We start from the raw sequence: 20,579 nt of genomic DNA on the forward strand, positions 1-20,579 counted from the left end.
CGTCGGAATGGATTGCGGGCGGCCGACAGGTGGCCGCCCCTGAAAGAAGGCTATTGCTTCGACACGCCCCAGCCGATCGAATTCTCCGCCGGCCAGGACACGTAACCGGACACATTCGCGCCGGTCACGGCGTTTACGGTGTTGTAGTAGAGGCTGATGATCGGGATATCCTTCTCCATCAGCTCATGCATCCTGGCGAAGATGTCGCCACGCTTGTTTGGGTCGGATTCCGCGAGCGAAGCCTGGTAGAGTTCATAGGCTTCCTTGTTGTCCCACTGGTTGGAAGGATCTTCCTTCTTGTCGCCGATGATCGAACCGTAGTTGAGCGACGGATCGAGGCGGGGTGACCAGATGAACGATTGGAGCTGGAATTTTCCGCTGCGGAACATGTCGAGCTGCGTGCCCCACTCAAGCGTTTCAAGCTGGGCATTGATGCCGATCTGCATGAGCATCGCCTGCACCATGATCGCGTTGTCGTACATGGCCTGATAGCGCGTGTTGGTCTGGATTTTCAGCAGTTCGCCCTTGTAACCCGCCTCCTTTAGCAAGGCGCGTGCCTTCTCCGGATCGTAGGCAGGCCACTGTTTCATGCTGTCGCGGAAATAGGGGCTTGCCTGCCCGACAGCGGACGGATTCGGCTCTGCCGTCCCTGCCGTCCTGATCGTTGCGATCTCGTCGTAGTCGATGGCGCGAGCCAGAGCCTCGCGCATCTTGGGGTTAGACAGGAGCGGATCGTTCGTCTGGAGGAGGATGGTCGTCCAACCGAGACCCGGAGAGGTCGAGCGCTTAAGGCCGAGCTCCTCCAGTTCTTGAGCTCGTTTCGGTCCGACGAAATTGACCACGTCGACGTCTCCGGCCTTGAGGGCGACTTCCTGCACGGTGGCGTCGGGTATGACGCGGAACGTGAGCTTGTCGATCAGAGCCGTGCGATCGCCGGAGTAGCCGCTCTTCGGCGCCGTGCTGGCGACATAGCCGTCAAATTTCGCGAGTGTCGTATGGTCGCCGGCGATGCGGCTCTCGAGCTTGAACGGTCCGGAGCCGATTGCCGAACCTTCCTTCCATGCGCCCTTGTCATCGACGTTCTTGGGGTTCGCGACCCAGAGATTGCACTGGATCTCCGCGAGACGAGTGAGAAAGAGCGGGCTCGGCTTCTCGATCTTGAACACGACTGTGTTGTCGTCCGGGGTGTCGAGCGACAGCACCTTGATCTGGCGCGAACCGTCGAAATTGGCCTTGCAGGAAATCTTGCGGTCCGGGTTCATGTGGAAGTCCCAGCTCCACTTGAAGTCCTGCGCCGTGACGGGATCGCCATTGTGGAACTTTGCGCCCTGGCGCAGATGGAACGTATAGACGGTCCCGTCCTGCGAAACGTCCCACGAGTCTGCCAAGGCCGGGCCGACCGTCATGTCGGCGCGAAATCCGACCAGCGTCTCATAGATGTGGTGAAGGACGGTGTCTGTGGCAGCGTCGCGGCCCGTCGCGTCGAGGCTGCGGATGTCGGTCGTTGTGGCGATGACGAGTTCGTCCTTAGAGGTCTTTGCCTCTCCCGGCGAGCTAAGCGCAATCAGCGCGAGGGCTGCGACCAGTCCCTTGCCGAGTTTCATGGCTGTTGGTTGGATCATTGCATATTCCCCTCATTGTTATCGTTGATTGAGACAGCGCGAGAAGAAAGCCTTCACGCGCCCGAGCATTGTCGAGTCTTCATGGGCCACGCCGGGGAACGTTTCGTATTCGACCTTCACACCGTGCGCTTCGAGACTGCGCCGCAGCGCTTGCTGCCGTTCGACGCGTGTCGCACCGGCATCGTTGGCGCCCTTCATCCAGAAGGCCTTGTCGGTCGGCTGGACGATCACCCATCGTGTCAGCAGGTCTTCCTCCCCGATCACCATCTGAACGGCGACCTTGCGTATCGCGGCGATGTCGATCGGCCGGCCAAAGAGCCTTTCGAAGCCGTTGGTGCCCACCCAGTAGTCCGAGGCATCATCGAGAAGCGTGACGGTGCCGGGAGCGCCGATGGAGACGCCGACAAGCCTGTCCGGATGGGCAAGGAGAAAGCGGTGGGCGAACTGGCCACCGCCAGAGAAACCGTAGAGCAGGAAGCGCTCGGCATCCACATTGTAGCGCTCGCCGAACTCGTCGATCATGTCGAGAAGGATTTCGTCGAAGTTCACGCCATGGCCGCGCAGCAGCTTGTAGCTGTGCAGGTCGCCCTGGTGCAGCGCGTTGACGGGAAAGAGCGGGCACAGAAGCATCACCTGCTCGGCCTCCGCATAGTCGGCGAATGCGTCGCGGTAGCGTTCCATGGAGCGCTCGGAACCGTGGACGATCACTGCCAGCGGGTATTTGCGGCCCTCCTCGTGCACGTAGGATTTCGGCACGTAGGTGCAGAACGAGAACCGGGCATCCTTGCGCGATGCAGTGACGGAGGAATTCCCCGTCTCGAACATCGATATCCGGCGCGGCTGTTCGACGCCGTGGTCGCCGCGTGGCAAATTCTCGAAAGCGTCCGACAGACCGCCCATTTCAATTGTCTCCACTCATCTTGGGGTCGACCAGATCCCGCACCGCATCGCCGAACTGGTTGATGCCGAGCAGCGTGATGGTGATGCAGAGGCCTGGCAGCAGGATCAGCAGCGGCGACTGCATGATGTAGGGCCGCGCGGTGGCGAGCATGTTGCCCCAGCTCGGATCCGGAGGCGGAACGCCGAGACCCAGGAAGCTCAGGGCCGCCTCGGAAAGGATGATGCTGCCGAACATCATCGATCCGAGCACCGTTATGGGTGGGATCGAGTTCGGCAGGACATGGCGGAACATCGTGGTGAAATGGGAATTGCCCATCACCACGGAGGCCTCGACGAATTCGAGCTGCCGGACCGAAAGGACGGTGCCGCGTACGACCCGCACGACGCCCGGCATGTAGGCGATGCCCAGCGCCACCACGATGCCGGAAGAGCTGGCGCCGAATATGGCCATGATGCCAAGCGCCAGCAGCAGGCCGGGAAAGGCGAGCAACGCGTCGTTGACCATCATGATGAAACGGTCGACGACGCCACCGAAATAGCCGGAGACCACGCCGACCGCCGTGCCCAGGGACAGCGCGAAAGCGAGCGTCGCAAAGGCGATCCAGGCGCTCGCCTGCGCGCCGTAGAGCAGCCGGCTCAGCGTGTCGCGGCCGAATTCGTCGGCGCCCAGCAGATGCTGCGCGCTCGGCCCCGTCAGCCGCGCGGGAAGGTCGAGGTCGAGCGGACCGTAAGGTGCGATGAACTGGCCGAACGCGGCGAGGACGAACAGCAAGCCGACAATCGTCGTCCCGAAGACCAGATTGAAGCGCGGACAGCGACCGGAGATACGAAGGGCCGTCATGCCGCCGCCCTCGGATCCAGCAACGGGTAGACGAGGTCGACGATCAGATTCACCATGACGTAGATGAAGGTGATGAGCAGCAGGCAGCCCTGCACGACCGGATAGTCGCGGCCATAGATGCTGTCGACCAGCAGGCGCCCGAGGCCGGGAATGGTGAACACCGTCTCGGTGATGGCGATGCCGCCGAGCAATCCGCCGAGGTTCAGCCCGATCAGCGTCCAGGTCGGCGCGAAGGAATTGTAGAAGACGTGCCGGCGCACGACCTGCGGCTCGCTCAGCCCCTTGGCGCGCGCGTGGGTGATATATTCCAACCGCGCAACGGAGATCGCGCTGGCCCGCATCATGCGGGCCACGGAGCCGATTTCCGTCAGCATCAGCGTGACGACGGGCATGATCATGTAGACCAGCGCGGCCGGAATGTTCGTGTTGAGCGAGACGAAGCCAACGACCGGAAGCCAGCCGAGCATCATTCCGAAGACCATCAGGATCATCAGGCCGAGCCAGAAGCCGGGCACGGACATCAGAAGAGAGGTGACCGAGACGACGATCAGGTCCGTGGCCTTGTTCTGTCGCCATGCCGCGAGAAGCCCGAGAGGAACCGCGACGATCGTGGCGAGCAGCAACGCCATGACAACGATAGGCGCCGAGACAAGGAAACGACCGACAATCAGCGGCAGCACCGGCTCGTTGATCGTGGTCGAGACGCCGAAATCGCCAACCAGAAGCTTGCCGAGCCACAGCGCATACTGAACGTAGATCGGCTGATCGAGACCCATCTTCTGCCGCAGGGCCTCCAGATCGGAAGGAAGCGCATCCTCATCGAGCATCAGCGCGGCCGGATCGCCGGGGATGAAACGGATGATGGCGAAGACCACCACCGAGACGATGAGCAATGTCGGGATGGCAGAGGCAATGCGGCCGAGCACAAACCTAAGCAAGGTCGTCCCTCCCTTCGCCAGCGGGTTTGCACGTCATCGCCTCCGACGGACGTGCTGTCGGGTTGCAACCGGCGCTACGCACAGGCCGCCACCGAAGGCTTGATGCCGGCGGAGACCGACATGTCCATGTCGAGCGCGTAGACCGACGCTTCGCTATTGATGGCGGGAAGCGGCGTGACCTCCATCAGGCCGGCCGCCGGCCGAAACAGAACCATCGCAACCGTTGCCGACAGATTGCCGGCAATGCCGGGGATCGGCGGCCGGCAGACCGAATATGGCGCGCCGAAGCGGTCCGAAAGCGCCTGCCTGATATCATCCATGCCGATGGCATTGCCGACATTACGGAGATGCCGCCGCACCATGAAGTCGCGATAGAGGCTGTCGGGCATGTTGCGGATGCCCATCTCCTTCAGTTTCGCCAGCGCGACGGGGCTCTGCCAGTGATTGGCGTGCACGATCAGGCCATCCTGCGGAAGGATCGTGAAAGCCTCGTCCGGGGCACATTCGAAATTTACCGCAAAGCCGTGGGCGGAACTGACGATCATGTTGTTCGATGTCGATTTCGGCGTGGTCGCCACCACCCTGAAAGCATCGGCCAGATGCCTCTGCTCCAGCGCTTTCCTGCGAATAAGGGTCAACGGAATTCCCGGCGTGCGGTAGTCGCGGTCTGATTCCAGATAGTTGGCGGTCACCGCGATGCCGGCGGAGTTGAAGCCGTTCCGGCTCAGGCCGCCGGCCTCCGTGAAGGTGAGTATGTCCGGCCCGTCCTGACGACGGATCTTCAGCACCACCGAGGTTTCTGCACATTCCGCCAGCCAGTCCCAGGTCTGGCCATGCAGAAGTTCGCCTGTATCGGTCTTCTCGGGCATCGCCACGACGCCCGTGCAACCGTCCGGCTGCAGCATCGCCGCCGCGGCGCGACGCCTGGCAAGCTGCACCAGCTCGGTCCGAGCGTTGACCAACACGATCTCGATGAAGGTCACGTCGGCGCCCTCGGCGACCGCCTCCATTTCGGTGATCATGTCCGGCGACCACTCCCTGATCCGGGAGATGAAATCGCCCGCGAGGTCTGCAAGCTGCGGAAGGCCGGCGCCGGCCGCCTCGATCTGTCCTTTGTAGAGATCGATGGAACGACGGATGCGCCCCTTCGCCGCCTCGCCATAGACGAGCCCGCGCTGGCGCGGGGAACCCGACAGCTCGATCAGCGGAAAAGGTTCGATTATGGGCATTGCGTCTATCCGGTGCGGTGAAATGATGACTCACAAATGCATTTTCATCATATAAAAAGCAGTTTGTCTATCTGTTGAAAAGCCCCGGACTGCCCAAATAATTATCGAACATGTGATATACGCTCGCCTGGTGGTCGTAGCCGCGGAATGCAATTATGACGAAGCAAAAAGCTGGGATGGCGATACCGTTGACGCCGCTGCAGCGCGACCTTGCGCGGCGAATCCTCGAGCATCTCAGGGATGCCTCCCTTCCGGCCGGAACGCGTGTGTCCGCACCGGAACTGGCGGCGCTGTTCAAGGTTTCCCGCTCGCCGATTGCCGGAGCGCTCAGCCTGCTCGTGGAAAGGGGGGTGCTGAGACCGACGCAAACGCGGCGCCTGGAAGTCGCATGTGACCTTGCGAATGCCAATCTCGACGCCATCATTCCCGTGTCGGAGGTCGAGGATCTCTACACGCGGATGATGCGGGACAGGTCGCGGGGCGAACTGCCCATGGAAGTATCCGAGAACGAGCTGATGCCGCGCTACGGCGTATCGCGTGGCGTCATCCGCAAGCTTTTGATGCGGTTCGCCGCCGAAGGCCTTGCGGAGCGCCTCCAGGGACATGGCTGGCGTTTCGTTGCCTCACTCGACAGTGCGGACACGCTGAAGGCGAGCTACGAGTTCCGGTTGATCGTCGAATGCTCGGCCTTCAGGGTAGCCGGATACCAGACCGACGCTCAAAAAATCGGCCAGCTGCGCTCCGCGCATCAGCGCGTGCTCGCCGTGGGCCGCGGTGTGATCACGGCGACCGAGTGGTTCCATGTCAATTCAAGCTTCCACGAAACCATGGCGAGCTTTTCGGGCAATCCCTTCCTGACCGCGGCGGTTCAGCACCAGAACAATCTCCGGCGCATGTGGGAGGCTGCGATCTACCAGCATCTCACTGTGGATCGCATCAGGGTATCCTGTGAGGAGCATCTGAGCATTCTCGATGCCGCGGAGTCCGGCAATCTCGAATGGGCCGAATCCCTGATGCGCGAACATCTCAAGAAGGCAGGCCGGCTCTGATTTGCAGGGCAGTTGGAGAGACTCATGACGCCGTCCGCGATCGGCGCTCTCCCAGGGTCGCGCACGTCATGCATGCAATGAAGGCAAATGGACCAATCTGAACGAGGTTGAGGAAGGCTTCGGCCGGCTTTTGTGCGGAAGCAGGATCGGCAAGCTCATCGGTAACAGTCGCCACATTGCGCGTGGTCCTCATCGATCGCGTGTGCAGGCGGCCCCGTTTCATCCACCGCTCCTTGCGACACAGCCACGTTACGCCGGCAGGTGAATCGTCTATCCTGCATCGATCGCAGGAGACCGCCCGCCCATGACCCTCATCCAGAAGCTCGGCATCGCCTATGCCGTGATGTTCTTCGCCGTCGTCGGCCTGAACTACCTGCCCTTCATCCACGACGAGAACGGCATGATGTTCGGCCTGTTCTCGCTGCAATGGTACGACGACCTGCTGCACGGCTTCTCCGGCCTGTGGGTGCTGATCGCCGCCATTGTCTCGCACCGCGCCACGGTGCTGTTCTTCAGGATCTTCGGCTCGATCTATCTGTTCGACGGCATTCTCGGCCTCGTCACCGGCTCGGGCTGCCTCGACGGCGGCATCTTCATCGACGGCTTCCGCTCCTTCTCCGACGTCGAGTTCCCCACCCGCTTCTTCGCCAACCTGCCGCATCTCCTGATCGGCGGCATAGCGGTCTATATCGGCTTCGTGCTTGCCAGCCGCGTGTCGCAGAAGCACGCGGCGGCCTGAGCGTCCATGCTGCGCATCCTCTGGCGCGTCGTCCGCTCGGTTCTCATCCTGCTTGCAGTGGTCGTGGCGATCCCCGTGCTCGGCCTCGCCTATGGCTGGCTCTCGACCGACGCGCCGCAGCGCGGCTCGATCGTCACCCGCTCGCCCGAGGTGGCGGCGGTGTCGCAGCGCCTCGCCACCGAGATCGCCGGCTACAAGCGGCCGGAGGAATCCACCTTCCTCACCTATCCGGAATGGTCGATCGTCTATTCGGCGCGCGAATATGCCGACTTCGTCCAGGACCATAATCCGGCGGACTTCCCCTACCTCGCCCATGTCGGCCGCTTCTGGAAGGACTACGCCGCGATGATCCGCGCCAGCGCGGACTATCCGTTCAACTTCCAGAACCATCTGATGCTGATGGTCATCGGCACCAGCCATACGATCGAGCACGTCATCCAGTTCGTCTACGAGAACACGGTCGGACGGCTGAGCTGGTCGTTCGGCCATGCGATCGGCGAGGACGCGGTGCTGGCCGGCATCGCGGCCGACTATGCCGATTTCCTCGACCAGACGCCGTGGTACCGCTTTCCCTATGCCGAACGCCGCCGCGAGCTCAACGCCCTCCCCGCGGCACCCGGCTGGGCCGCGGTGCGCTCGTGGGAGCGCAAGATCGGCTACGGCTTCGCACTCACGATCAAGCAGGCCTATGCCGACCTGATCGCATCGGGCCTCTCCGCCACGTCCGACCCCGCCTTCCTCGACATCCATGTCTGGGCGCAGGGACCGGTGGCCGAAGCGATCGAGGGCGAGCCGGACACGACGCTGGAGCACGATCTCGGCGCCGACGGGGCGGTGTTCGTGACCAGGCGCTACCAGGTCTTCACCGACATGATCCCCCGCCTGATCGAACGCGGCGTGAGCTTCGTCGAGATCGGCGGCAACGACGACATCCTGGTGACGGTCCTGTCCAACGAGGACATCGACGCGCCGGACGGGGCCTCGACGCTGTTCTCCTACCAGCTTCCGACCGACCCGACGACGATCCGCACCGGCCTGTCGGTGCCCGTCGGCGACCTGCATGAGACGATCCAGGACCTTGTCAACGCCGGCGCCCGGCTGGAGCATGTCTACGACTATTGAGACCCGGCTTTGAGCAACCTGCGCGACATGGTAATGTGAACACCATGAACAACCCCGAGCGAGATTTCCCGAAGGCGATCCTGACCGCCCCGATGACCGGCGAGGAAATCGACGCCATCCAGGCGGTCGAAGGCCTGCACCTTTCCCCTCGCATGAAGGCGCTCTTCGAACAGGCGGAGCGCGAAGGCTGGTCGTCCAAGAAGCGGCGTCAGCGCATTCTCGAAACACTCGGCGTCATATTGTCCTGACGTGCGCTACGGTTCGGGAACAGACCCCTACTGCTATCCCGGCACGACCGTCCTCAAGAACAGAGCTGGAATTCGCGACCGGGATGCCTTGTCCGAGTTCGAGACCACGATGGATCGCGACCGCATGGAGAGCGGACCTCCCCCGGCAAGCTCGACAAGGCCCACTACTACGCCCTCCACCGCCATTTCTTCCAGGACGTCTACGATTGGGCCGGCAAGCCGCGCACGATCCGCATCGGCAAAGGCGGCAACTGGTTCTGCTATCCCGCCTTCATCGAGGGCGAGCTGAACCGGCTGTTCGGCGACCTGCGGAAAAAGAAGCACCTCGTCGGCCTGCCGCTCGACGGCTTCGCCCGCGAGGCCGCCCATTTCATCGCCGAGGTCAACGCCATCCATCCCTTTCGGGAAGGCAACGGCCGCACCCAGCTTGCCTTCCTGCGCCTGCTTTGCCTCAATGCCGGCTGGCGCTTCGACGCGTCCGTCCTGGAGCGCGAGCGGGTGATATCCGCGATGATCGCAAGCTTCGACGGCATGCCCGAGGCGCTGACCGAACTCGTCCGCGACATCGCGTCGCCAAAACCATAAGCCCGGGAGGCACCATGTTCGAGACCACAATCGCCGGCAGCCTGCCGAAGCCGTCCTGGCTCGCCGAACCCGAGAAGCTGTGGGCGCCGTGGAAGCTCGAAGGTGCGGAGCTCGACCAGGGCAAGCGCGACGCCGCGCTCATCTGGCTGAAGGAGCAGGAGGATGCCGGCATCGACATCGTCACCGAGGGCGAACAGTTCCGTGTCCACTTCGTCCACGGCTTTGTCGAGCATGTCGCCGGCATAGACTGGCAGAAAAAGACCAAGATGGGCATCCGCAACAACCGCTACGTCGTCGACGTGCCGACCGTCACTGGCCCGCTGACGCGCAAGCGCCCGGTCCACAAGGCCGAAGCCGAGTTCGCCCGCGCGCATACGAAGCACAAGCTGAAGTTCACCTTGCCCGGTCCGATGACCATCTGCGACACGGTGGCGGACGACCACTACGGCCGCCGCGCCGACATGGCGATGGCCTTTGCCGATCTGCTCAACGCTGAAGCGAAGGAACTGGAGGCGGCGGGCTGCGACGTGATCCAGTTCGACGAGCCGGCCTTCAACGCCTTTACGGAGGAGGCCGTCGAATGGGGCATCGCAGCCTTGGAGCGGGCCGCGGCGGGGCTCAAATGCAAGACCGCCGTCCACATCTGCTACGGCTACGGCATCAAGGCCAACATCGACTGGAAGGCGACGCTGGGCGGAGAGTGGCGACAGTACGAGGCCTTCTTCCCCTCGCTCAACGCCAGCCGCATCGACCAGGTCTCGCTCGAATGCGCCAATTCCCGCGTCCCGCCGGACCTGATGACGCTGTTGAAGGACAAGACCATCCTCGTCGGCGTCATCGACGTGGCCACGAACGAGGTCGAGACGCCGGAACAGGTCGCCGCGACCATCGCGACCGCGCTGAAATTCGTCGACGCCGAACGCCTGCAGCCCTGCACCAACTGCGGCCTGGCCCCCCTGCCCCGCAACGTCGCCGCCGAAAAACTCCAGGCGCTCGGCGCCGGCGCGGAACTGGCGCGGAAGCGGCTTTAGCTACCCACCAAACAGCCTTCGGTCCCAATAGACTGGCTGGTGGAGACTGACAGATATCGTCGGAAACTCGGGATGTGCCGGATTGATCAGGACGTTTCGGTCGAGGCGCGCCACGACCGACGGCACCAGCAGGATCAGGCTGCGGCGCTCCGCGCACCAGTCCGCGCCAAAGGTTCGGCTGACCGTAGCCGGCATCGCATCCCATCCCGGCAGCGACGGCTCGGAGAAGACCTCGTAGGTCGAACCTCTCGGTATGGTGATTTCGACATGGTGCTGGTTGGGCGGAAGACGTCCGCTGCCGTGCACGAGCTTTTCGAGCAGCGCCGTCGAGAAATGCTCGCTGGCATAGATGACCGGGCTGCCGCGCGTGTTCCAGCGGCCGGGCGCGATGGTCGACCCCGTGGCGTCGAAGATCGGATAGGTTCCGGCCGGATCCCCGATCCGGAACGCGGTCAGCGTCCGGTCGAGGCGCTGTGCCGTCACGCGGCGCTGCCGTATTTCAGGCTCCCGAGGACGTCGAACACGAGCTCGGCACCAATCTCGCTCTGGATCACCAGATCGATCGGCCGCCTGTCATCCAGCATCGCATGCGGCCTGAACAGGAATTCGCGGGCATCCTCGTCGCCCTGCCAGACATCCAGCGCAAGGCTCCAGACACGTGCGACGCGGGCCAGTCTGGTCCCTTCATCCGACGACAGGCGATGCGAGGTCTTGCGCCGGTCGTAGGTCGCCTTTGGAATGAGACGGTATTTGAACTGCGTGTCGTGCGGTGCAAGCAGGCGCGCCACCCGCTCGACCGCATTCACCGGCAGGCCGTCCTCGATTCGCGAGATCAGCGCGTAAGGCGACGAAGCCGCCTTGTCGCGAAGCCCCAGGATGCCGATGACGTTTTCGACCGCGAGCATGGCAATAACCTCAGTGAAGGCAAAATATAGCCTCAAATGAGGTTGCCATCAAGGGTCAGTCGGCGAGCATCCCTTCCCTCAGCGCGATCGACACCGCGTCGGTGCGGTTGCGGGCCTTGAGCTTGGCGCAGACCGAGGCGACGTGGAACTTGGCCGTGTGCACCGAGATGTCGAGCCTGCGCGCGATCACCTTGTTCGAGGCGCCTTCGGCCAGGAGTTCCAGCACCTCGCGCTCGCGCTGGCTGATCGGTGCCTGCGGCTCGAAGGCCGGCGGCGTGTCGGCGCGCCGCTCTGATCCGTCGGCCTTCCTGATCGTGTAGCCGGCCGCCGCCAGCCGCGTTGCAGCTGCCACGAGATCGGCCGAGGCGTCGTTGGCGAGCACGGCGCGGGCGCTGGAGCCGGCGTCACGCGCGGGGTCCTCGCTGAGCATCACCAGCGCCAGGCCGGTCTGCGAGCGGCGCACGATCCGGCCGGGCGCCGGTGCGCGGAAATAACGGGAGCCGTCGACCGCGGTGACGGTGTCTTCGGCGAGATCTGGAGGCGCGTAGTCGAGAAGCATGGGATGTCCTTCTTCGCGGAGGGCGACCGCAGCAGCGGACGCGAGAGGATCGTAGGCTCCAATGTAGGTCGGATAGCCGGTTATGTAAGGGTGAGGAAGAGGCGGCGCGACGGGCGGAGGAGCGAAGCACCAGTCTTGCGCAGCCGGAACGGATGCGAAACTGCCCGATCGGGCAGGTCGCCCGGGCCTAGAGCATCGCCCGCACGGTGTGCTCCAGCAGCTCCGTCCCGCCCGGCCGCCAGCCGAGCGAACGCAGCAGGGCGCAGTCCATCGCGTTGACCGGCTCGCCGGAGCGCGGCGGCAGCGGATGCGGCGAGCCGGTCGCGGCCTGCACGATCGCCAGGAGGTCGTGCCGGTCGAGCACTATGTCCGAGACGTTCAGCACCGGCGGCGGCTCCGGTGCGTCGAGTGCGGCGAGCACCGCGGCCGCCGCATCGTCGCCATGCACTTCCGTTGCGCGCCGCGGCGCGACCGGCCGGCCGGCGAGATAGTCGTCGAAGAGATCGGACCATTTGTGCGGCCGCCTCGGCGCCGGCGGGCCGTACACGCCGGTGACGCGCAGGCTGATGCCGCGAAAGCCGTCGTCCGACATCGCCGTGAGCGCACGTTCCGCCGCGAGCTTCACCTCGCCGTAAAGCGTGTCCGGATGCGGCTCCATGTGCTCGGCGAGGTCCGCGCCCGGCAGTTGCACGCCGTATACCGCGCGGCTCGACAGGAACACCGTTCGCCCCGCGCCCGCCCGTTTCGCCGCCTCGAACAGCGCCACGGAGCCATCGAGATTGCGGCGGCGGAAGGTCTTCGGGTCGTCGCCCTCCCCACCCCGGTAGCGGCCCGGCACATGGTCGAAGGCCGCATGGACGAGATGCGTCACGCCGTCGAAGGCGGACGACAGGTCGCGGTCCGGATCGAGGCTGCCCTGCACGAACCCGACCGGGCCGGAGAAAAGGCCGCCGGGCGGCGCCGTCCGCCCCATCACGCGCACCGCCCGCCCCTGCCGCAGCAGCGCCTCGACGACAAACCGCCCGACGAAGCCCGTACCGCCGGTGACGAGGACTGTCATGCGGGTCGGGATACGGTCGGACCCGGCAGGCTGGCCAGGTCCGGCACCTCCCGCCCCTCGAAATAGGTCCGCCACAGCTCGATCAGCGGCTTGAGCTTTTCCGCCTTGTCGTGGTCTTCCCACGGCTTCTCGTACTGGTAGTGCACCACCCGCACCGAGTTCCAGTCCCACAGCGCCGGCAGGTTGAACCACACATATTGCAGCATGTTGAACGTCACCGGCAGGCCGTGCCAGTCGGGGAAGAAGGTTTCCAGAAACGTCTGGTCGGTGCGCCGCCAGAACGCCTCCGGCGCGTCGAGCCGTCCAAGCATGGCCTCGAACGTCGCCCGCGACGGCCTGGCCACGAACACGCCCGAATTCAGCCGGTGGAAATCGGCAAGGCTCTCATAGACGTTCGGCGCGGCCGAGAATTCGGGATAACCGAACAGCTTGTCGATCGACCGCACGACCAGCGTGTCGGCATCGAGGAAGACGATCCGCTCGTACTCCTCCATCTGCCACAGCCTCAGCTTGGCAAAATTGTCGAGCGGCGTGTGGAAGGCGGGCTTCGTTCCCTTGGTGAAGGGTGCCGCCCCATGCAGCTTCGCCCGCTGATGCCGCTCGTTGAACGCATCGGAGGTCGCCAGCAGCTCGACCGGCACCAGCCGCGCGCCGAGCTCCGCCACCGGCACCAGCGCCTCGGCCGCCACACCGCCCGTATGCAGCACGAGAATGTCGGCCTCGGTGCCCGTGAGCCTCAGCGAGCGCACGAGCGCGGTCGCGCCCATCGCATAGTCGGCATTGGTCACGAGGGTGGCATAGGCGTAGCGGGTCATCGACCCCCCTCTGGCCTGCCGGCCATCTCCCCCTCAAGGGGGGAGATCGGCAGTTGAGGTGATTTCGCCCATTTCCTGCATATGCGATTGGACGCGGAAGCAGAAGCTGCCGATCTCCGAGGGGGAGATGGCCGGTAGGCCAGAGGGGGGTATGAAGCGCTCAAGCGCTCCTCACCCCACGCTCCTCAGCCTCTTCCCTTCCGGATCCCGCTCCAGCGTCGGCGCGATGTCCTTCGTCCAGGCCGACACCGCCGGAATCCGTGACCGGTCGACCCGGTAGGCGAACTTCTTCGCCACGTCGACCACTTCGCTCAGCAGCCCCTCTTCCAGGGTGATCGGATCGAGCCCCAGCGCCAGGAACTGCTCGTTCTTCACCACCAGGTCGTTCTCCGCCGCCTCCTTGCGCGGATTGGGCAGATAGGCGACGCGGCCGCCGCCGATCCGCGCCACCATCTCGGCGAGGTCGCGCACCCGGTGCGTCTCGGTCATCTGGTTGAAGATCTTCACCCGCTCGCCGCGCTTCGGCGCGTTGTTCAGCGCCAGCTCGATGCAGCGGACGGAGTCCTGAATATGGATGAACGCCCGCGTCTGCCCGCCCGTGCCGTGCACGGTCAGCGGATAGCCGATCGCCGCCTGGATCAGGAACCGGTTCAGCACCGTGCCGTAGTCGCCGTCATAGTCGAACCGGTTGACGAGCTGCGCGTGCCTGCGCGTCTGGTCGGTATGCGTGCCCCAGACGATGCCCTGGTGCAGGTCGGTGATCCGCACCCCGTCGTTCTTGGCGTAGAACTGGAACAGGAGCTGATCCAGGCACTTGGTCATGTGGTAGATCGAGCCCGGATTGGCCGGGTAGAGGATGTCCTGCTTCACCGTCTCGCCGGCCATCGTGTCGATGCCGACCGGCAGGTAGCCTTCCGGAATCGCCGCGCCCACCGTCGAATAGCCGTAGACGCCCATGGTGCCCAGATGCACCAGATGCGCGTCGAGCCCGGTCTCCACCAGCGCGTTGAGCAGGTTGTGCGTGGCGTTGACGTTGTTGTTGACCGTGTAGTTCTTGTGCCGGTCACTCTTCATCGAATAGGGCGCGGCGCGCTGCTCGGCGAAATGGATCACCGCGTCCGGCCGGTTCTCGGCGAGCCACTGCTTCAGGATCTCGTAGTCGCCCGCGAGGTCGATCAGGTGGAAATGGATGCGCCGGCCCGTTTCCTGGTGCCAGATGCGCGTCCGCTCCTGGATCGAATCCATCGGCGTCAGCGACTGCACGCCGAGCTCGGTGTCGATCCAGCGCCGGGACAGATTGTCGAGGATGTGGATCTCGTGCCCGGCAGCGGACAAATGAAGCGAGGTGGGCCAGCCGACGAAACCGTCGCCGCCGAGGACCGCAATTTTCATCGAATCGTCCCTCTCTAGCAATTCATGTCGGTTAGCAGCGGAATGTGACAAAAAGTATGTCACAGTCCGACAACGGAAAGGCTCAGCCGATCCGCAGCGCCACCACGCCGGCGACGATCAGCAGCGCGGCGACGACGCGCCAGCCGGTGATCGCCTCGCGCAGCACGGCGACCGAGATCAGCATGGCGAAGAGGATCGAGGATTCGCGCAGTGCCGCCACCGCCGCGATCGGCGCCTGGGTGAAGGCCCAGGCCGCGACCCAGTACGAGCCGGCGGCGAGCCCCCCTGCCAGCGCGCCCGTCCGCCACTCCGGCGCCATCACCGTCAGGATGCGCCTGCCGCGCAGCATCAGCGCCAGCGTCAGGCACCACAGCCCGTCGAGCACGTAGAGCCAGGCGATGTAGCTCGTGGCGGATGCCGCGCTGCGCGCCCCGGCCCCGTCCGACAGCGTGTAGGAGGCGACGAACAGCGAGGTGACCAGCGCGTAGGTCACCGTGCGGCGGCCGAAGCCGGCCGTGGGGTCTCCGCCCTTGAACGACATCGCCAGCGTGCCGAGCGACAACAGCCCGATGCCGAGCATCGCCACTGCCCCCGGCAGTTCCGCCAGCAGCAGCGCCGCCCCCAGCGTGGTGATCAGCGGCGCGGTGCCGCGCGCCAGCGGATAGGCCTGCGCCAGATCGCCGGTCTCGTAGGCTTTCACCAGGAACCAGCGATAGCCGGTGTGAAAAGCCATCGAGGCGAGGATGTAGAGCCAGGTCACGCCCTGCGGCACGGGAACGAGGAACAGCACCGGCAGCGCGAACACGCCCATGCCGATGAACATCAGCGTCATCGAGGCGAAGCGATCGAGCCTCACCTTCACCATCGCATTCCACGACGCATGCGCGGCGGCGGCGGCGAGAACGGCAAGGAAGACGGTGAGGGACATGCGTTGATCCGGCCATGCCGCGAACGCGGCGCGCGCGCTGTTTAGCAGCCGGCTACGCAATTGGGTATGCGCCAGAGGGCGTGGCGATGGGGGCAGCGCGGCCGCGTGTTTCCCTTGCGGCACTGCGGCAGGTGAGCTACGCCTTGACCCCCGCCTGAAACGAGGACTGCATCTGGGAGAGGCCTGTGAAAGCGCTTGTCGTGGTTGGCCATCCGGCTGCCGACAGTTTCAATCACGCGCTGGCGGAAGCGGTGTGGGCGGCTTGGACATCCGCTGGGTGCGATGTCGTCTTTCATGATCTGTACGCGGAGGGTTTTGATCCGCTTCTGTCCGCGTCGGAAGCCAGGGGCGGGTCGACCGCAGACGAGACGGTCGCAGCGCATATTGCCGAGCTTCGCGCCTGCGATCTGCTCGCCGTCGTTCATCCCAATTGCTGGGGCGCGCCACCGGCAATGGTGAAGGGCTGGATCGATCGCGTCTTCGCCCCGGAGGCCGCTTACACATTCGCCAAAGGTGACAGCGGGGAGGCGATCGGCCTGTTGCGGGCGCGCGCGGCTTTGATCCTGAACACGGGCAACACTGAAGCCGACCGTGAGGAAAATCATTTCGGCGACCCGCTCGATCAGATCTGGCGGCGATGCATTCTAGACTTTTGCGGCGTCAAGCATGTGAGCCGCGCACTGTTTGGTGTCGTCGCCACAAGTTCCCCCGACGACCGGCGAGCGTGGTTGGAACAGGCTGGAAAGATGGCGCGGGACATGTGGGAGCAAGCGCGCTCGTAGTCGTGGGTCAGGGTGCCGGCGTGGCGCTTCGTCCGTCAGCGGCGGAACACTGGAGTTCCATCTCCACCCGCACCGGAAAGTGGTCCGACGCGCGGTTCTGCACATCCACCGACACCGCCCTCACCCTCCCGGCCAGCCCCGGTGTGACGAAGCAATAGTCCAGCCGGCGGAATTGCATCGCCCCCTCGAACATCCGCTCATGCGTATGGAACGCATCCGGCGCATGGCCGGCGGCGACTGCCGCATCGACAAACCCCGCCTCGACCACCCGCCGATACTCCGCGCTGCCCGGCAGCATGTTGAAATCGCCCATCCAGATCGCGTCGGCCGGCGCGTCCGGCTCGCTCTCGCCGTTCGACCACGCCCGCTCCGGCTCGTCGTCGCGTCCGCTCCACGGCCCGCCCTCCTCCGGCACGCGGGCGTGGCGGGCGACCAGCCAGTCGATCTGCTCCAGCCGTTCGTCGGCGGAAATGTGCGCCAGATGCAGCGAAAACACCCGCAGCGGCCCGGCGGGCGTGCGGATCAGCCCCTCCAGCGCCGGGTTCTGCGTGTTGAGCCGCTGCGTCATCCGCCGCATCGGCAGGAGGTGCAGCCGCGACCACACGATCGGCCAGCGCGAGACCAGCATCGTGCCGAACTGCCGGCGGCGGTTGACGACGCGCCCGTCCTCGACCGTGCTCGCATCCATGTCGAACGCCGGCCCGTAGACCCAGTAACGGTCGGGCAACAGCCGCGAGATCAGCTCCGGCTGGTCGTCCTGGCCCGTGCGCGGCCAGTTCCGCTCCACCTCCTGCAACGCGATGATGTCGCCGTCCGCCACGCCGGGCACCGCGCGCGACAGGTCATAGCGGCCGTCGAGGCCGAAGCCATATTGGATGTTGTAGGAAACGAGCCTCAAGACGACCGCCTGCACCGCCGGACCACGATCACTATCCCGCTGCGATCTGGTCGCACAAGGGCGGCGGATCCGTCTTGAGGAGGAGAAAGAAGCAATGCGGCTCCGGAGCCGGTATAATGTTTCGCATGGTCCTTGCCGGGGCGAGCCGCCTGTCTCGCCCGCCCTGTGCGACGCCTCTCCTGCGCGAGCGTCTCCAACGCGATCGTCATCCCGGCGACCGGAGGTCAGCCGGGATCCATTCTTCTCTCCGGTTACGCGCTGAAAACACCCAACGGTCGCAAGAAAAGGATCAGCGCCAACCCGCCAGGGTCAATCGATCGCGGCTGACCTCCGGTCGCCGGGATGACGTCGCGCGAGGGGCGAGCGTTGTCTTGAGAGAGGCCCCGGCGGTCAGTTCAGGGACATCCATCCGATGGATCGATTTCCGCCTGTTTCCTACTAACCCCTTGTTCCTGTTGGCCCACGAAATATTTCCATCCCCACCCTGGCCAGCATGCCCGACACTATGGCCGGTCAAACGGGAGCCGGCGATGGGCTGGAGGGCGAAGGCGGGGAGGGAACAGGCGTTAAAGGCGAGGATCGTCATGCGCCTGTTGTCAATCGCCGACATGGCCGAACAGGCCGCCGGCCGCTCGTTCTGGGTCCGCTGGTGCGTGCTGTGGGCCGCCTGGCAGGCGAATGCGCTGCTGAGCGCCTATGTCGAAGGCACGCTCCGCAGCTTCGCCCGCAGACCCTGGACGCCCGTCCCGATGCCGGCCGGCTTCGGCAGCAATCCCTTCGATGCGGAGGACCTTGCCGATTCGCTCAGGGCCTTCGGGCTCTACATGCAGGCCATAGCGGCGCATCTGCGCCGTCTGTCGTTCCTTCACCGGGGGCAGGCGTCGGACGAGGCCGGCAATGAGGGTGGCGTGCACTGCGCCGGCCTTCAGCACCTGGCTTATGCGATCGTCTCGGCGGTCGAACTGCGTGATACGTCCTGACAACACCTGTCCCGCACTCATGCGGGACAGGTGAATGCTCCAGTCCGATCCTGCTTTCGTCTGCGAAAAAATGCGCTGCGGTCGGCGATCCCGCATGTCCGCGCCCATGCGATTTGACCTCCGGCACTTGCCCCTTTATACGCCCCCGACCCGTGCGCCTTGAGAGGCGCCAATCGAAAGCCTCGACATGACTGCCTCCCTCGACATCGCTCCGGCGCTGGGCGCCGCCCTTTCGGCGCGCGGCTACGACACCCTCACCCCGGTCCAGGCCGCGATGCTTGAGCTCCGCGCCAGAGGCCGCGACCTGCTGGTGTCCGCCCAGACCGGATCCGGCAAGACCGTCGCCTTCGGCATCGCCATGGCGGCGGAACTGCTCGGCGAGGCGGAGCGCTTCGGCGACGCCGGCACGCCCCTCGGCCTCGTCATCGCGCCGACGCGCGAGCTCGCCATGCAGGTGCGCCGCGAGCTCGAATGGCTCTACGCCGAGGCCGGCGCCAGGATCGCCTCCTGTGTCGGCGGCATGGACATGCGCACCGAGCGCCGGGCGCTGGAACAGGGCGCGCACATCGTCGTCGGCACGCCCGGCCGCCTGCGCGACCACATCACCCGCGGCGCGCTCGACCTGTCGTCGCTGCGCGCCGTTGTGCTGGACGAGGCCGACGAGATGCTCGACCTCGGGTTCAAGGAAGACCTCGAATTCATTCTGTCGGAATCGCCGGACGATCGCCGCACATTGCTGTTCTCCGCCACCGTCCCGGCCCCCATCGAGGCGCTCGCGCGAAAATTCCAGAAACGCGCCGAACGACTCGAAATCGCTTCGGAAGGCGACCAGCACGAGGACATCGAATACCGCACCATCCTGGTCGCCCCCTCGGAGCGCGACGCGGCCGTGGTCAACACGCTGCTCCATTTCGACGCCGCCAATGCACTGGTGTTCTGCTCGACCCGCGAGGCGGTGAAACGGCTTGCCGCCCGTCTCGGCAATCGCGGCTTCCGCGTCGTCTCGCTTTCGGGCGAGCTGTCGCAGGCCGAGCGCTCCAACGCGCTGCAATGGATGCGCGACGGCCGGGCGCGCGTCTGCGTCGCCACCGACGTCGCCGCCCGCGGCATCGACCTGCCGAACCTCGACCTCGTCATCCACGCCGACCTGCCGTCCAATCCCGAAACCCTGCTGCACCGCTCCGGCCGCACCGGCCGCGCCGGGCGGAAAGGCGTGTGCGCGCTGATCGTGCCGCATCACCGCCGCGGCAGCGCGAACCGGCTGCTCAGGACGGCGGGCCTCAAGGCCGAGCCGATGCAGGCGCCGGGCGCCGCCGACATCGACGTCTTGATCCGCCAGCGGGTTCTCGACAACCCCGCGCTCGGTGACGAGGCGACGCCGGAAGAACTCGCGCTCGGCGCCGATCTCGTTGCGCGCTACGGCGCGGAGAGGATCGCGGCATCACTCGTGAAGCAGCTGGTCGCGCAATACCCCTCGCCGGAGGAACTGTCCGACGGCGCACCCGCCCCCTACGATCCGAAAACCGGCGAACGGCCGCAGACGCGCTTCGAGAGCGGCACATGGTTCGTTGTCTCGGTCGGCCGAAAGAAACGCGCCGAGCCGCGCTGGCTGCTGCCTCTGATCTGCAAGGCCGGCAACGTCACCAAGGCCGCCATCGGCTCGATCCGCATCCTCGAGGACGAGACCCGCTTCGAGGTCGCGCCCGACAAGGCGGAGGCCTATGCCGCGGCGATCGCCCGGCCGGGCGCCGTCGAGAAGGGCGTGACGATCTCGCCGCTGTCGGACGACGCGCCCCCTGCCCCGCCGCGCGAGCAGCGCCCCTCCTTCCGCGACAAGCCGCGCCCGAAGAAGCACTTCGACAAGAAGCCTCCGGCCTCCGCCCCGGGAGCCGCCCGCGCCGAGAAGCGCAAGCTCAAGAAGGCGCGCAAGAAGCTCAAGGCCGAATAGCGACGTTG

The 20,579-nt window shown here is 65.2% G+C and carries 22 protein-coding genes; 9 read left to right on the forward strand and 13 right to left on the reverse strand.

Annotation, left to right across the window (positions count from 1 at the left end; genetic code table 11):
* Positions 1-50: 50 nt before the first annotated feature.
* From B9Z03_RS21810 to B9Z03_RS21830, 5 genes are all read right to left on the reverse strand, one after another.
* Positions 51-1,622, reverse strand: coding sequence for an ABC transporter substrate-binding protein (locus B9Z03_RS21810; RefSeq protein ID WP_244561811.1), 1,572 nt, complete (start codon positions 1,620-1,622; stop codon positions 51-53).
* 18 nt (positions 1,623-1,640) lie between these two features.
* Positions 1,641-2,522, reverse strand: coding sequence for an alpha/beta hydrolase (locus B9Z03_RS21815; protein ID WP_139832362.1), 882 nt, complete (start codon positions 2,520-2,522; stop codon positions 1,641-1,643).
* Position 2,523: 1 nt separating this feature from the next.
* A complete protein-coding gene (locus tag B9Z03_RS21820; protein ID WP_085466138.1) occupies positions 2,524-3,363 on the reverse strand; it encodes an ABC transporter permease in 840 nt (279 codons plus the stop codon).
* Positions 3,360-4,301 (reverse strand): ABC transporter permease, encoded by a 942-nt coding sequence (locus B9Z03_RS21825; protein ID WP_085466139.1) that lies wholly within the window; start codon positions 4,299-4,301, stop codon positions 3,360-3,362. Before B9Z03_RS21825 ends, B9Z03_RS21820 begins: the two co-directional genes overlap by 4 nt.
* Before the next feature lie 74 nt (positions 4,302-4,375).
* Complete coding sequence (locus B9Z03_RS21830; RefSeq protein ID WP_085466140.1) at positions 4,376-5,530, reverse strand: C45 family autoproteolytic acyltransferase/hydolase; 1,155 nt, start codon at positions 5,528-5,530, stop codon at positions 4,376-4,378.
* A gap of 155 nt (positions 5,531-5,685) precedes the next feature.
* On the opposite strand from B9Z03_RS21830, the gene B9Z03_RS21835 reads away from it, so the two are divergent.
* The 6 genes from B9Z03_RS21835 (at position 5,686) to B9Z03_RS21860 (ending at position 10,304) form a co-directional block, all read left to right on the forward strand.
* Positions 5,686-6,579 carry a GntR family transcriptional regulator gene (locus B9Z03_RS21835; protein ID WP_085466141.1) on the forward strand — a complete coding sequence of 298 codons (894 nt, stop codon included), beginning with the start codon at positions 5,686-5,688 and terminating at the stop codon, positions 6,577-6,579.
* Positions 6,580-6,883: 304 nt separating this feature from the next.
* The gene (locus tag B9Z03_RS21840; protein WP_085466142.1) at positions 6,884-7,318 is read left to right on the forward strand and encodes a hypothetical protein; all 435 of its coding nucleotides are present in this window, start codon (positions 6,884-6,886) and stop codon (positions 7,316-7,318) included.
* A 6-nt stretch (positions 7,319-7,324) separates the two neighbouring features.
* Entirely contained in the window at positions 7,325-8,440 is a 1,116-nt protein-coding gene (locus B9Z03_RS21845; protein WP_085466143.1) for a hypothetical protein, read from the forward strand.
* Positions 8,441-8,484: 44 nt separating this feature from the next.
* Positions 8,485-8,688: a hypothetical protein gene (locus B9Z03_RS21850; RefSeq protein WP_085466144.1), complete on the forward strand. Its 204-nt coding sequence runs from the start codon at positions 8,485-8,487 to the stop codon at positions 8,686-8,688.
* 30 nt (positions 8,689-8,718) lie between these two features.
* Positions 8,719-9,273 (forward strand): Fic/DOC family protein, encoded by a 555-nt coding sequence (locus B9Z03_RS21855; protein ID WP_348529080.1) that lies wholly within the window; start codon positions 8,719-8,721, stop codon positions 9,271-9,273.
* A 14-nt stretch (positions 9,274-9,287) separates the two neighbouring features.
* Positions 9,288-10,304, forward strand: coding sequence for a methionine synthase (locus tag B9Z03_RS21860; RefSeq protein ID WP_085466145.1), 1,017 nt, complete (start codon positions 9,288-9,290; stop codon positions 10,302-10,304).
* Here the strand turns inward: B9Z03_RS21860 and B9Z03_RS21865 are convergent, their stop codons facing one another.
* The 7 genes from B9Z03_RS21865 to B9Z03_RS21895 all read right to left on the reverse strand — a co-directional run bounded on the left by B9Z03_RS21865 (position 10,305) and on the right by B9Z03_RS21895 (position 15,963).
* Positions 10,305-10,787 carry an RES family NAD+ phosphorylase gene (locus B9Z03_RS21865; protein WP_085466146.1) on the reverse strand — a complete coding sequence of 161 codons (483 nt, stop codon included), beginning with the start codon at positions 10,785-10,787 and terminating at the stop codon, positions 10,305-10,307.
* Entirely contained in the window at positions 10,784-11,209 is a 426-nt protein-coding gene (locus tag B9Z03_RS21870; RefSeq protein ID WP_085466147.1) for an antitoxin Xre-like helix-turn-helix domain-containing protein, read from the reverse strand. The genes B9Z03_RS21865 and B9Z03_RS21870 overlap by 4 nt, the downstream gene beginning before the upstream one ends.
* A 55-nt stretch (positions 11,210-11,264) precedes the next feature.
* Positions 11,265-11,768, reverse strand: coding sequence for a helix-turn-helix transcriptional regulator (locus B9Z03_RS21875; protein WP_085466148.1), 504 nt, complete (start codon positions 11,766-11,768; stop codon positions 11,265-11,267).
* A gap of 187 nt (positions 11,769-11,955) precedes the next feature.
* Complete coding sequence (locus B9Z03_RS21880; protein ID WP_085466149.1) at positions 11,956-12,828, reverse strand: NAD-dependent epimerase/dehydratase family protein; 873 nt, start codon at positions 12,826-12,828, stop codon at positions 11,956-11,958.
* Positions 12,825-13,643, reverse strand: coding sequence for a glycosyltransferase (locus tag B9Z03_RS21885; RefSeq protein WP_085466150.1), 819 nt, complete (start codon positions 13,641-13,643; stop codon positions 12,825-12,827). Before B9Z03_RS21885 ends, B9Z03_RS21880 begins: the two co-directional genes overlap by 4 nt.
* A gap of 171 nt (positions 13,644-13,814) precedes the next feature.
* Positions 13,815-15,035 (reverse strand): NAD-dependent epimerase/dehydratase family protein, encoded by a 1,221-nt coding sequence (locus B9Z03_RS21890; protein WP_085466151.1) that lies wholly within the window; start codon positions 15,033-15,035, stop codon positions 13,815-13,817.
* An 82-nt stretch (positions 15,036-15,117) separates the two neighbouring features.
* Positions 15,118-15,963 carry a DMT family transporter gene (locus B9Z03_RS21895; protein WP_085466152.1) on the reverse strand — a complete coding sequence of 282 codons (846 nt, stop codon included), beginning with the start codon at positions 15,961-15,963 and terminating at the stop codon, positions 15,118-15,120.
* Between the two features lie 185 nt (positions 15,964-16,148).
* Between B9Z03_RS21895 and B9Z03_RS21900 the strand changes: the two genes are divergently transcribed.
* Positions 16,149-16,745 (forward strand): NAD(P)H-dependent oxidoreductase, encoded by a 597-nt coding sequence (locus B9Z03_RS21900; protein ID WP_085466153.1) that lies wholly within the window; start codon positions 16,149-16,151, stop codon positions 16,743-16,745.
* A gap of 7 nt (positions 16,746-16,752) precedes the next feature.
* Here the strand turns inward: B9Z03_RS21900 and B9Z03_RS21905 are convergent, their stop codons facing one another.
* Positions 16,753-17,643 carry an endonuclease/exonuclease/phosphatase family protein gene (locus B9Z03_RS21905; RefSeq protein ID WP_085467808.1) on the reverse strand — a complete coding sequence of 297 codons (891 nt, stop codon included), beginning with the start codon at positions 17,641-17,643 and terminating at the stop codon, positions 16,753-16,755.
* A 530-nt stretch (positions 17,644-18,173) separates the two neighbouring features.
* Between B9Z03_RS21905 and B9Z03_RS21910 the strand changes: the two genes are divergently transcribed.
* Together B9Z03_RS21910 and B9Z03_RS21915 are read left to right on the forward strand one after the other, a co-directional pair.
* Complete coding sequence (locus B9Z03_RS21910; protein ID WP_139832363.1) at positions 18,174-18,623, forward strand: hypothetical protein; 450 nt, start codon at positions 18,174-18,176, stop codon at positions 18,621-18,623.
* Between the two features lie 187 nt (positions 18,624-18,810).
* Positions 18,811-20,571, forward strand: a complete 1,761-nt coding sequence (locus tag B9Z03_RS21915; protein WP_085466155.1) for a DEAD/DEAH box helicase — start codon at positions 18,811-18,813, stop codon at positions 20,569-20,571.
* Positions 20,572-20,579: the final 8 nt, after the last annotated feature.

Origin of the sequence: Mesorhizobium australicum, assembly GCF_900177325.1 — a bacterium.
GTDB lineage: Bacteria > Pseudomonadota > Alphaproteobacteria > Rhizobiales > Rhizobiaceae > Mesorhizobium_A > Mesorhizobium_A australicum_A.